A 12,965-nucleotide genomic window follows, 5' to 3' on the forward strand; every position below is an offset into this window, starting at 1 on the left:
ATCAGCACGATTCAATAAGGGAAGTCCTCGGATAAAAGGGCTTCCCCTGCTATGTAATGCCGGTAATCCTATGAATAAGATCCCATGTATCTGCCTGCTTTGCATGGCTGTTGCTTCTTTTCTGTGTTGTTCCGTTAGCGCTCAATCTATTGACCTTAGTTTTCTAAAAGATACGGTAGAGCAAAATGGGAATGCCTATAGTTTTAATACCCTCATCTTAAGGAATACCTCTGCGGTAGCCCGTAAGTTTACGATAGAAGCTCAGGTACCCGAAGGATGGCAATTGCTTTTCGATAACCGTAAGGTCTTTGAGCTTAGCCCAAACCAAACGCTTTCTCTTCCGGTAAGGCTTGCGGCCGCTATTCAGACAGAGGCGATGACTTACAGCGTCCGTTTACTGATCAATGTGGCCGGTTATTCCGAAAGGTCTGAATATGCCTATTATGCAAAGGTTGGTACGAATTCAAAATGGCGTGCGTCATTGATGAACGCCAACCTGTTGCTGTCGAGGGGAAAGAGGGAAAATCAATTCCGTGTATTGCTAAGCAACAAAGGAAATGCTGCAGAAGAACTGAATATCCGTGTAAATACCTCATTGACGTTGCTGCAGGCTAAAAATAACACCATTAAGCTGGCTGCCGGAAAAGACACTTCGCTGGTCTACAGCTTTATTGTCGCTGCTAAATTTCTGGATGATTTTAAAAGCCAGGAGCTGACTGTTCAGGTTACCGATCAGAAAAAGCAAAATCAGTTGCTCCTGCAAAGAATTTCCAGCTTTGGGACGGTCTTCAGGGAAAATTCTTCCAGCTGGTATACCTTTCCAATGAGCGTTGAGTTTGTGGCACAAAATTTTACCACTGCTCAGAAAACATTGTACATCAATAGTTACGGAAGCCTGAATTTAGATAGAGGACGTTCCCTTAATTTCAATTACAGGACGGATAATTTTAATTCCCAGTCTGACGGATCTTCGAGGTACGCTTTTCTGAATTACAATTCTCCGAAATGGAAAATATCGGTAGGGGATCAGTCTGAATTTGGAGATTTTCTGATTGATGGCCTTGGAGCGCGTTTTGGTTTCGACAATGGAAGAGGATACCGGACAGAGGTTCTTGGGGTAGACAGCAGACTTGGAGATGCGAAGCTGTTCAGGGCAAACCAGGCTTTCAGTTTTAATGGGAATCAGCAACTGGAAAATCAGACCGTAGCAAGTTTTGACCACGAAAATAAGATCAACAGCCTGCTCAATATGAGCACTTACGACCTCAGCTGGAAGAAGTACAGCCATCTCCTTCTTCGTGCAGGAGTCAGCAGGGAAGAATTTTACCGTTACCGCAAGCCTTTAAGGAAAATTGGAAGTAGTCTGGGGGCCGCCTATAGTTATACCAGTCCGGGCCTGACCGGCAGATTTGGGATAACCGCTACCGATGCCAGCTATCCGGGGATCAACCGCGGTTTAATGCAATCCAATAATGAGCTTACCTTTAACCTCAGGCGGGTATCTCTGGGTGTATTGTTTGATTATAACGAACGTCAGCTAAACCCTGCTTTAGATACAGGTAATGCATCAGCCAGGTTGTTGGGTGGCCGGATCGCAGAGTATGGCATCAAAACCGGATGGAGATTTGATAAGGGATACCTCATGCTGATCAGCTCTTTGATTAATCAGGTGCAGTCTTCCAGCGATCTGTTGCTGGTGAGATCCTATAAACTGAATTTTAATGCGGGAACAGAATTTGGTAAAAACTTCTCCGCTGCTTTTTCGGGAAATATACTGAGAAACAAGGCTCCGAAGGATGCTTCAAAAGCGGCAGGTTATAGCCTGAATGCTTATGCCACACTGAGCAGCCGTAACTACGGCCTGTTTGTCAGACTGGACAATGGCCCTTCTTATTATTTTGATTTTGTAAATTTTCTCAATAATGGGTATTCCACCAGAAGATTTCAACTGGCGCCCTATTATGAACGATCCTTTTTTAACGAAGTGGTACATTTCAGGCTGCAAATGGACTATACCAGAGACCGCTCCCTGCCGGCTCCGGAGTTTATGGCACGCGGGGACCTCAGTCTGGACTTAAACAGCAAAGGCTTGTCTTTTCGTGTTTTCGGATCGAAGAGCATAAAAACGGTTGTTGGAAACCGGGTTGATTACATGAGTATGAGCATCCGTAAGAGCTTTAGTCTTCCCTTGATCGGAATAAAGCGCTTTCTGACGATGAAAGTGGTTCTTTTTAAAGATTTTAACAGCAACGGGATCTACGATTTAGGGGATGAGGCCATCCCGGATGCTGCGGTAGGAATTGCTTCGCAGAATTTCCTGAGCAACAGAAAAGGAGAGCTCAGTTATAAAAATATCAATGCCGGAGAATATGATGTAGACCTTAGTCAGGTGAATACCGTAAAAGGCTGGATGCCCAGAAATGGCTTCCGCCAGCATTATCAACTGAGTAGTTCACAAACTTTTTACATTCCTTTTAGCCAGAGCCATTACCTCTCCGGCAAATTGAATGTTCAAAAAGATCCGCGGTCCCATCAGGTCTTCCGCCCTGAAAATATCAGGATCAATATCACCGGTTCAGGAGGGGAAAGTTTTAGTACACTGACTACAGAAAGCGGTGAATTCTTCATTAACCTGTCGCCCGACACTTATAAAGTGAGGATCAGCAGCAATATTTTTGATGAAGATTTCCGTTTGCTTTCCGATACTTTTAATGCCGACCTCCTTCACAAAAAATCCGAACACCTCATCTTTGAAGTCCGCGAACGTAAGCGCCAGATCAATATCCGGAAACAATAGTAAATCTTCCTTTTTATAGTTGCTAAAACTATTTAAATCTTTCCTATCTTCGTTTTGTCGGCCTAGCTGTGCCATTGATTTAAAGTAATTACAACCAAATATTTAAAAATGAGAAGAAGATCATTTATTCAAAAAGCAGGTTTACTCGGTGCGGGCTTACTGGCCAGTGACCTGGTGTCTTTTGCTGCTGAACCAGGCTTCCCTACGGTAAGGGTTCCTCTGGCGAAACGTCATTTTACAAGTAAAGCCGTAGAAAGTGCCATCACGGAATTTACGTCTAAAGTGAAAAACAAAGAACTGGCCTGGTTGTTCAACAACTGTTTCCCAAACACTTTGGATACCACAGTTACTTATACCGAAACCGCTGGTAAACCTGATACTTATGTGATTACAGGTGATATTGATGCCATGTGGCTACGGGACAGTACAGCACAGGTATGGCCATATCTTCCTTTTTTACAAAAAGATAAACCTTTGAAAAAACTTGTTCAGGGCGTGATCAACCATCAGGTGAAATGCGTACTGAAAGATCCATATGCAAATGCATTTTACAATGACCCGAATAAACGTGGGGAATGGAAAGATGATGTGACGGATATGAAACCAGGATTACACGAACGCAAATGGGAGATCGATTCTCTTTGTTACCCGGTTCGCCTGGCTTACCGCTACTGGAAAGAAACGGCAGATACCACCCCTTTCGATGCCGATTGGCAGGCTTCTGTGAAGTTGATTTTAAAGACCTTTAAAGAGCAGCAGCGTAAAGAAAACGATGGACCTTACACTTTCCAGCGCAAAACTTCCTGGGCTACTGACGGGGTTGCCATGTCGGGATACGGATATCCGGTAAAACCTGTGGGCTTAATCTGTTCTTCTTTCAGACCGAGTGATGATGCCACATTATTTTCTTTCTTAGTACCCTCAAATTTCTTTGCTGTGGTCAGCTTAAAACAAGCTGCTGAAATTTTCAGAGCCATTAAAGCAGATGAACAAACCGCCAAAGATCTGGATGCGCTGGCAACAGAAGTGCAGGATGCCTTACAAAAATATGCTGTTATTCAAACGGAGAAATTTGGGAAAGTCTACGCCTTTGAAGTAAACGGAATGGGTAGCTTTAACCTGATGGATGATGCCAATATTCCTAGCTTACTCGCCCTTCCTTATTTAGGTGCAGTATCCGCGGATGACCCTATCTATCAGAATACCCGCAAAATGATCCATTCAGTAGATGATAACCCTTTCTTTTTTAAGGGATCTGCTGCCGAAGGAATCGGTGGTCCACATATTGGTAAAGACATGATCTGGCCAATGAGCATCATTGCCCGCGGATTAACCAGCTCGGATGACAACGAAATCAAAACCTGTCTTCAGATGTTGCAATCCACACATGGAGACACTGGTTTTATGCACGAATCCTTCCATAAAAATGACCCTAAGAAATTTACCCGTGCATGGTTCGCATGGACGAATACCATTTTCGGTGAATTTCTTTGGAAAACATATAAAGAAAGACCTCATTTATTGGGTTAATATCTCTTTTGAATAAATTTAAAGAGGGTGTATCATCAATCATGATCACCCTCTTTTTTTGATGGCGCTAAAACCTTTTTTATGCCAAAATCGCTGAATGTTTTGTAGGAAATGTTAAATAATAACTTGTCAAAAATCCTTCCCTTAAGGCCATGAAACCTTTATTTAGAACCTGCCTGATCCTGATCCTTTTGAGTATCGGGATATCCGGATTTGCACAGCAAAAAGTAAACATTATCCCTCAACCTGTAAGCCTTCGTTTATTGGAAGGTGGTTTTGTGATCAATAAAGAAACGACCATCCTTCTGGATGGAGATAAAAAAGAACTGAAACCTGCAGCTGCTTTTCTTCAGAGTTATGTCAAAGGGATTTCTGATTACCATTTGGAACTGAAAAACAAAGGAACGAATACAATCGCCCTTAAAATCATCAAAAACCCGGTAATTGGTGCGGAAGGGTATACCCTGACGGTCAATAATGAAGGGATTTTGATTTCCGCAAACGGAAGGGCAGGGATCATTTATGGGATGCAAAGTTTGTTTCAGACTTTGCCACAAGTGCAAACCAACAGGGAGTTAAGGGTTCCTGCTATGGAAATTACAGATTATCCAAGATTTAAATGGAGAGGGATGCACCTGGATGTAGGTCGTCATTTCTTTTCTGCCGACATGGTGAAGGAATACATAGACCTGATTGCAGCTTATAAAATCAATACATTTCACTGGCACCTGGTAGACGATCAGGGATGGCGCATAGAGATTAAAAAATATCCCGCTTTAACTACTGTTGGCGCATGGCGGGTAGACCAGACAGACCGTCCCTGGGACATCAGGCCACAGGCGATGCCGGGTCAGGAGGCCACTTATGGTGGTTATTATACCCAGGAGCAGATCAAAGAGGTTATTGCTTATGCGGCGATCAGAAATGTAACCATTGTACCGGAAATTGAGATGCCTGGACATGTCGCTTCGGCAATTGCAGCTTATCCTAAGCTGAGCTGCAGTCAGAAAGCTCAGCTTCCTATGACAGGAGGAAATTACTCTGGCATGGCAGCGAATTACTGTGCTGGTAATGAAGAGGTATTTACCTTCCTGGAAGACGTATTAAATGAGGTTGTTGCCTTGTTTCCGGGTAAATACATCCATATCGGAGGGGATGAAGTGGATAAAACTTCCTGGAAAAGCTGTCCGCGTTGTCAGGCAAGAATGAAAACACTTGGCCTTAAAAATGAAAATGAACTGCAAAGTTACTTCATCACCAGAATGGAGAAGTTTCTGATCAGCAAAAAGAAACAAATGATTGGTTGGGATGAGATTCTGGAAGGTGGTCTGGCTCCTGAAGCAACGGTAATGAGCTGGAGAGGGGAAGCCGGAGGGATTGAAGCGGCGAAGATGAAACATGAGGTGATCATGACTCCCGATAATCCACTGTATTTTGACCATTATCAGGCCGGACCGGAGGGCGAGCCTTTGGCTTTCGGTGGTTTTAACACGCTGAAAAAGGTTTATAACTATGAACCGATCCCTAAAGAATTGAATGCAGAACAGGCAAAATATGTATTGGGTGCACAGGCCAATATCTGGACAGAACAGATCACCACAAGGGAGCACCTGGAATACATGTTGCTTCCAAGAATGCTGGCCCTGGCAGAAGTGGTCTGGTTACCGGCACAAATGAAAGATTGGAAAAGCTTCTCCGGGCGACTGAAATATCATTTTAAAGGCTTTGAACAGAAAGGGTATCGTTTTTCTCCTGGCAACTATACCGTGGCGATAAAGCCAGGGATCAGCAATGGAAAGTTAACTGCCGAACTGTTGTCGGATGCCATCAATGGAGAGATCTTTTATACCCTTAACGGGGAGACACCAACGATAGGGAGCCTTAAATATACAGGACCAGTGGCGATTGATTCGACTGCAGTACTGAAAGCGGTTTATGCGGTAAACGGATCGGTAATGGGATTGGTTCCTGCTAAACAATCCTTCGTTTTTCATCAGGCAACGGCAAAAAATGTGGTGTATACCCATCCGGCAAGCCCGAATTACCTGGCTGATGGTCAGAATGCATTAACTGATGGGATTCGCGGAACTGCTGCGGTGAATAAATATTGGCATGGCTTCAGCGGACAGGACCTGATTGCAATGGTTGACCTGGGCGCACAAACGGCCATTGGGAGCATTAGTCTGGGCTGCCTGCAGAATTATAAAGACTGGATCATGATGCCCCGCTGGGTAAAGTTTGAGCTTTCTGATGATGGTGTCAACTTCAGGACACTGAAAACGATAAACAGCCCGGTTAGTCCTGAGGATAAGATGACTTTGATCTATGATTTTAAAGCTGTTTTTGCACAGCAGAAAGCCCGGTTTGTACGCGTAACGGCTAAAGTGCTGGACGCTTTACCTAAAGGTCATAGCGGAGAAGGAAAACCTGCCTGGCTATTTGCTGATGAACTGATCGTTACAAAGTAGCCTGTATTTTGAACATTCTGAATGGATTGATTGTTCATGGGTAATGTTATATTTGTTTTGGAGCGAACCACATTACTCCTGAAAGAACATCATATCTATGAAAATACCCAATCTGCCTATAAAGGAAAAGGAACGATTACTTGCGTTAAAGGGGTATGGGCTTTTGGATTCTAAGGCAGAAAAGGAGTTCGACAGAATTACAGAACTGGCTTCACTGATTTGTGAAAGCCCGGTTTCCCTCATTACTTTAATTGACGAGAACAGGCAATGGTTTAAGTCTAAGGTTGGGATTACTGAGGTGGAAACGCCCAGGGAAATCGCTTTTTGCCAGTATACCATTCTAGATACTGAAATCTTTGAAATACAGGATGCAAGCAAAGATGACCGGTTTAAAGATAGTGTAGTGGTGACAGGCGATCCATATATCCGGTTTTATGCCGGATACCCCCTGATTGACCCTGCCGGGTATGCTCTGGGTTCTTTATGTGTGCTGAGTCCGAATCCCAAAGTGCTGAATGACAGTCAAAAGAAAGCTTTATCTCTGCTCGCCGACCAGGCTATGGAATTGATCCTGGAGAGAAGGAAAGCAGAAGAAAACCGTTTTTTTGAGAAGTTCTATGAGTTGTCTAACGATCTGATCTGCATATCCGACCTGGATGGTCAGCTCAAACGTATCAATCCGGCATTCGAAAAGGTATTGGGATGGAGCGAGGAATATATTCTGAGTCGCAATTTTTTGAGTCTGATTCACCCGGATGACCTGGAAGCTTGTGCTAAAGAGTTGGATAAGCTATCTGCCGGACAAAATACCACCAATTTCACCAGTCGTTGTAAGACGATTCACGGGGATTATAAAATTCTTCAATGGACGTCAACGCCCGAACCAGGCACCGGAAACATCTTCGGCATTGCAAGAGACATTACACTGGAAAGCCTCAGGACAGAACAGATTAAGGAAAGTGAAAATAAGCTGAGGTCTATTTTTGAGAATTCTCAGGGCTTGATGTGTACCCACGATTTTGAGGGCAATTTTAAAGCAGTAAATTTTGTAGGAGCAGAGCTGCTGGGGTATACTACAGCCGAATTTTGTAAAATGAGCTTATCAGAGCTTATTCCTCCAAAACATCATCCACAGCTAAGAGAATACCTGAAAGAAATAAAAACGAACAGAACCTGCTCCGGTTTGATGACCACCCTTCATAAAAACGGTTCGCATAAGGTCTGGCTTTATAATAATGTGGTAGAGTCTGATCAGGTGGGGGAACCTTATGTTATCGTAAATTCTATTGATGTAACAGGAAAACACCGTCTGGAGCAAGCCCTGGAGCGGACCAAGAAAATGCTGGAACAGACGAATCAGATGGCTCAGATCGGTGGATGGGACATGGATGTGGTTCAGAATAAAATTACCTGGTCTGAGGTCACCAAACAGGTCCATGAAGTGGAATTTGATTTTAAACCAGATCTCGATACCGCGCTTGAGTTTTATAAGGAAGGAGAGTATAGAGATAAGATCAGCAAAGCGGTAAAACTGGCCATCAGTACTGGAGAAACCTGGGACCTCGAACTGATCATCATCAGTGCAAAGGGAAACGAGCGCTGGGTGCGGGCACTGGGGCATGCTGAATTTGAGGAAGGGGTTTGTAAGCGGATATTTGGAACATTTCAGGACATTACGGAAAAGAAAAATGCAGAAATTGCCTTGTCTGAAGAGAAAGCGAGGCTCTCTGCCTTCGTGACTCACGCCCCTGCGGCAGTGGCCATGTTTGATAAGAACCTGTATTATATTGCGGCCAGCAACCGCTGGACAGAAGAATATCATTTGCAGGATGTGGAAATCCTTGGAAGGTCTCATTATGAGGTGTTCCCTGAAATTACCCAGGCCTGGAAGGACATTCATAACAGGTGCCTGAAAGGAGAGGTGATTAAAAAAGATATGGACATATGGCGACCGGGAGGTTGGGAACATGATCAGTATCTTCGTTGGGAAGTGAGGCCCTGGTATCAGTTTGACGGAAGCGTAGGGGGGATCATGATGTTTACCCAGGACATTACCGAAAGCAGCAGGCAAGGGGTGGAGCTCCAAAAAGCAAAAGAGCAGGCCGAACAGGCGAGTCTGGCGAAGTCTGAATTTCTGGCCAATATGAGCCATGAAATCAGGACCCCTTTGAATGGGGTTATTGGGTTCACTGACCTGGTTTTAAAGACCACCTTAAGTCCAACACAGCAACAGTACCTGACAATTGTTAACGAGTCTGCAAATGCTTTATTGGGTATCATTAATGATATTCTTGATTTTTCTAAGATCGAATCAGGAAAACTGGAGCTCGATATCGAGAAATGTGACCTCTATGAATTGGGAAGTCAGGCGGTAGACATCAATACTTATCAGGCACAAAGCAAAGGGCTGGAAATGTTACTGAACATATCCGAGAATTTACCCCGATTCATATGGACAGATGAAGTCAGGCTAAAACAGGTGCTGATTAACTTGCTGAGTAATGCGGTTAAGTTCACGAACGAGGGAGAAATTGAATTAAAGATCACCGCTTTAACGGAAGCTAAAAGAGGTGAGACCTGTTTTCGTTTTCAGGTGAGGGATACCGGAATAGGGATTAAGTTAGCTAAACAACATAAGATATTTGAGGCCTTTTCTCAGGAAGATGGTTCTACCACTAAAAAATATGGAGGTACGGGTCTTGGACTGACGATCTCCAATCAATTGTTAGGCCTGATGGGAAGTAAACTGGAAATGATCAGCAGTCCTGGAGCAGGCAGTACCTTCTTCTTTGATATACGGCTTAATTCTGAAGAAGGGGAACCGCTGGAGTGGGGTGATCTGTCGCTGGTCAAAAGGGTGCTGGTAGTAGATGACAACCGAAACAACAGAACAATTCTGGAACAGATGCTCTTGCTGAGAGGAATTGTGTCAGTGACTGTAGAAGATGGTTTCCAGGCCATCACATTGCTCAGTAAAGGGGAACATTTTGATGTGATCCTGATGGACTACCATATGCCGGAAATGGATGGTATTGAAACCATCAGGCAGATCCGGGAAAAGTTTAATAATAATGCGGATACACAACCTGTAGTATTGCTGTTTAGCTCTTCTGATGACGAGAGAGTGGTCCGTGCATGTGATGAACTCGACATCAATTGTCGTTTGGTGAAGCCAGTCAAAATGAAGGATATGTATTATGCTTTATCTCATTTATACCAGATCAAAAAAGATGGTAGCGACCAGCAGCTGGCAGAGCAGACTGAAGCGAGCAGAAAGCCAATCCATGTACTGATAGCCGAAGATAACGGGATCAATATGCTGCTTGCTAAAACCATCGTCAAAAGGATCGCCCCGAATGCCAAGGTTCATGAGGCTTCAAATGGAATGCAATGTCTGGACCATTGCAAACTTCAGGTTCCTGACCTCATTCTGATGGATGTGCAAATGCCGGAAATGAACGGTTATGAAGCCACTGCATATATTCGGGAGAAGCTCTTTTTGAAAGAAGTACCCATCATCGCCTTAACGGCCGGAAATGTAAAAGGGGAAAAGGAGAAATGTATCCTGGCTGGAATGAATGATTTCCTGTCGAAGCCTGTAGTGGAGGATGAAATAGCCGAAGTATTCAGAAAGTGGCTGAAATAAGAAGGCTGTCCGGATGTAATGAATTTTATCACATCCGGACAGCCTTCTCTATTGAAAAACTGATCAGATCAGTTTTTTATTTAGAATGCGAAACCAACACGAACACCAGTGATTACACTTGGTTTGATGTTGAAAGAGCTTCCAGCAGATTTTTGTTCAGTTGAAGTAGTAACTCCAGCAACAGTAGATTTGATTTTAGTTTTACCTTCTTTTTCGTAAACAAGACCTAAACCAGCTTCAACACCTAAATATAAACGTTTAGCGATATAATAATCAGCACCTACAACTCCACGAAGACCGATAGATACGTAACCTGGACCTTTAACTTCATTGTAAACTCCGTCAACATAAGCAGCACCTTTAGCGGTAGTGTTATCTGCAGTAGTTTTTGCTGATCCTGTTCCGAAAAGAATATCACCACCTACGTAAGGAGATAAACGATCAGTACCAGTGAAATGTTTCTCGATACCTAAGTTGATCAATACGTTAGTTGCTGATTCAGTATAAGTACCTTTTTTTCCGTCGCTAGCACCAACTCCGTAAGCATTGGTTTTTTCATTTTTTGAGCTTACATTGAAACCCAAACGGTAAGCAACTTTTTCTTTGTTGAAATAACGGAAACGCAATAAAGCAGCGCCATCGTTTAATTTGAAATCTGTGTTGTTGATACCACCTGTTAATCCGAATTCAGTAGTAACGTCACCTGCAGCAGGTTTGAAATCTTGTGCATTTGCTGCTACTCCGCAAATCGCCATACCTAAAAATAGTAATACTTTTTTCATAAATGTGTTTTGTTGTTAAATAGATGTTAATTAACTGTAAAATTTACGGGTGCAAAAGTAGGTTTAATAGAATTAGTTGTGTCAAATAAATGTCATTAGAGGTCTTTTAGTGGATAACTTACTGATAATCTGATCTGTTTTTTTGTGGCGATATAGATTTGTAATGGCATTGATGACTGGACTGATTTATTTAATTTTTCAGGCTGTTTTTTAGTTTAACATTCAGATATATAAATGGTTAATGATGCTTATTCGGGCTTTTTTCTGACCTGATGGTCTTCATGTCGAAAAAAAAAGATTTTGTTCTTTTGAGGAGGATGAGGGATTTTATGCCAGGAATTATTCAGGTATTTGGCTTCAGGTATAAGAAGAGTCGGGAGATTTTGACCAGGCTAAAATGGTTTCCGGGAAAACAGGCGTTTTTCTGGATAAATATCTTATAAGTAAAAACCGGGTTAGCTTATCAGCATTCAGTCAGAGGTTTTATTTAGCACAACCGTTTGCGTAGGTTGAGTTTTAATCGTTGATTCGTGTGGATGAGCACGTCAATTTCAAAGCGCGACTTTCCATGTAAATAAATATGGTTAACTCATTGAATATTATTGTGTAAGTTTGCTTATAAATCAGATGTTGCGCTCGAAATCATGAAACTTATACTCTTAATTATAGTTTTTCATATTCTAATAGTGGGGTATGTCCTCAGTATAAGCAAACCACAGAATAATTTCAACAAATGCCTTCGGCTTATCCTTTGTCTTTCTTTTCTGCATTGTACCTATAAATTAACGCATCATTATTTGATTAGCCAGTGGTTGCCCCATGAAATTGCAAGTCCTATGGCACTTTTGTATGGGCCTTTACTGTATTTTTTGTATTCCACATCACTACAGAAACGCATCTCTGCCAGTCAGGTCCTGATCCATTGTATTCCTTTTCTGTTGCTCAGCTTGTTGTATACCAGGCTCACCTATGGTCTGCCCGAAGAGATGTTATGGAACAGCCGCCGTTTACAGATCAATTCCTTTCATCATTTGATCTTGTCTCTTTCTTTAATTTTCTATTCCATTTTTGTAGGATATAAAATGAGGACTGAGCCTCCTGCTGATCCGGAAAAAGACAGGTTGATCAATCAGCTCATCCTCATTGAAGGGGTCTGGGCCTTCATGGTTGCCTTGTTAGCGATCGCTTCTTTTGGGGTAGGGCTTCAGTTTGCATTTAATCCTTTGATGCTGTTATATTGTACCCAGGTGATGCTGATGGCCTTCTTGTCCCGCTATCTTTTATTGCAAAAGAAGGAATTGCAGGCTGACCATACCGCGTTCATGCCTTCGCGTTACGCTAAATCATCGCTGGAAGAAGAAACCCTGAATGTTTACGAACATAAATTACATGAACACCTCAGGAACTCAAAAATCTACCTTAAACCAACCCTTTCTTTAGAGCTGCTGGCTAAGGAGACTAATATTCCCAAGCACCACTTTTCCCAGCTCCTCAATGTCCACCTTGGAAAGAGCTTTTATCAGGTGATTGCAGAATACCGCATCAATCACGCGATAGATATTCTGGAGAAGGCCGATGACCAGTTTACGATAGAATCTCTGGCGTATGAATGCGGATTTAATTCAAAAACATCTTTCAACAGGTACTTTAAGGAAAAAACAGGACTCACTCCTTCTGATTATCGGGAGGTGAAAAATACCCAGTTAATGAGTTAACTTTTCCCAAAAAGGGGCGTTCCTCCC

At 42.9% G+C, this 12,965-nt stretch carries 6 protein-coding genes; 5 read left to right on the plus strand and 1 reads right to left on the minus strand.

Annotated elements, in window-relative coordinates:
- Positions 1–70: 70 nt before the first annotated feature.
- The 4 genes from BUC20_RS33110 (at position 71) to BUC20_RS33125 (ending at position 10,441) form a co-directional block, all read left to right on the plus strand.
- On the plus strand, positions 71–2,797 hold the full coding sequence (locus tag BUC20_RS33110; RefSeq protein WP_143166989.1) for a COG1470 family protein: 2,727 nt from the start codon (positions 71–73) through the stop codon (positions 2,795–2,797).
- A 108-nt stretch (positions 2,798–2,905) separates the two neighbouring features.
- Positions 2,906–4,327 (plus strand): glycoside hydrolase family 125 protein, encoded by a 1,422-nt coding sequence (locus tag BUC20_RS33115; protein WP_073239060.1) that lies wholly within the window; start codon positions 2,906–2,908, stop codon positions 4,325–4,327.
- A 152-nt stretch (positions 4,328–4,479) separates the two neighbouring features.
- Positions 4,480–6,795, plus strand: coding sequence for a glycoside hydrolase family 20 protein (locus BUC20_RS33120; protein WP_073239062.1), 2,316 nt, complete (start codon positions 4,480–4,482; stop codon positions 6,793–6,795).
- A 97-nt stretch (positions 6,796–6,892) separates the two neighbouring features.
- A complete protein-coding gene (locus BUC20_RS33125) occupies positions 6,893–10,441 on the plus strand; it encodes a PAS domain S-box protein (RefSeq protein ID WP_073239063.1) in 3,549 nt (1,182 codons plus the stop codon).
- Between the two features lie 80 nt (positions 10,442–10,521).
- On the opposite strand, the gene BUC20_RS33130 is transcribed toward BUC20_RS33125, so the two are convergent.
- On the minus strand, positions 10,522–11,223 hold the full coding sequence (locus BUC20_RS33130) for a hypothetical protein (RefSeq protein WP_073239066.1): 702 nt from the start codon (positions 11,221–11,223) through the stop codon (positions 10,522–10,524).
- An 836-nt stretch (positions 11,224–12,059) separates the two neighbouring features.
- Here BUC20_RS33130 and BUC20_RS33135 point away from each other — a divergent pair.
- Entirely contained in the window at positions 12,060–12,938 is an 879-nt protein-coding gene (locus BUC20_RS33135) for a helix-turn-helix domain-containing protein (protein WP_073239068.1), read from the plus strand.
- Positions 12,939–12,965: the final 27 nt, after the last annotated feature.

Source organism: Pedobacter caeni (assembly GCF_900129215.1).
GTDB lineage: Bacteria > Bacteroidota > Bacteroidia > Sphingobacteriales > Sphingobacteriaceae > Pedobacter > Pedobacter caeni.

Coding starts and splice junctions, on each gene's coding strand:
- BUC20_RS33110 (WP_143166989.1), top strand. CDS start 71: ATGAATAAGATCCCATGTATCTGCCTGCTTTGCATGGCTGTTGCTTCT.
- BUC20_RS33115 (WP_073239060.1), top strand. CDS start 2,906: ATGAGAAGAAGATCATTTATTCAAAAAGCAGGTTTACTCGGTGCGGGC.
- BUC20_RS33120 (WP_073239062.1), top strand. CDS start 4,480: ATGAAACCTTTATTTAGAACCTGCCTGATCCTGATCCTTTTGAGTATC.
- BUC20_RS33125 (WP_073239063.1), top strand. CDS start 6,893: ATGAAAATACCCAATCTGCCTATAAAGGAAAAGGAACGATTACTTGCG.
- BUC20_RS33130 (WP_073239066.1), bottom strand. CDS start 11,223: ATGAAAAAAGTATTACTATTTTTAGGTATGGCGATTTGCGGAGTAGCA.
- BUC20_RS33135 (WP_073239068.1), top strand. CDS start 12,060: ATGGCACTTTTGTATGGGCCTTTACTGTATTTTTTGTATTCCACATCA.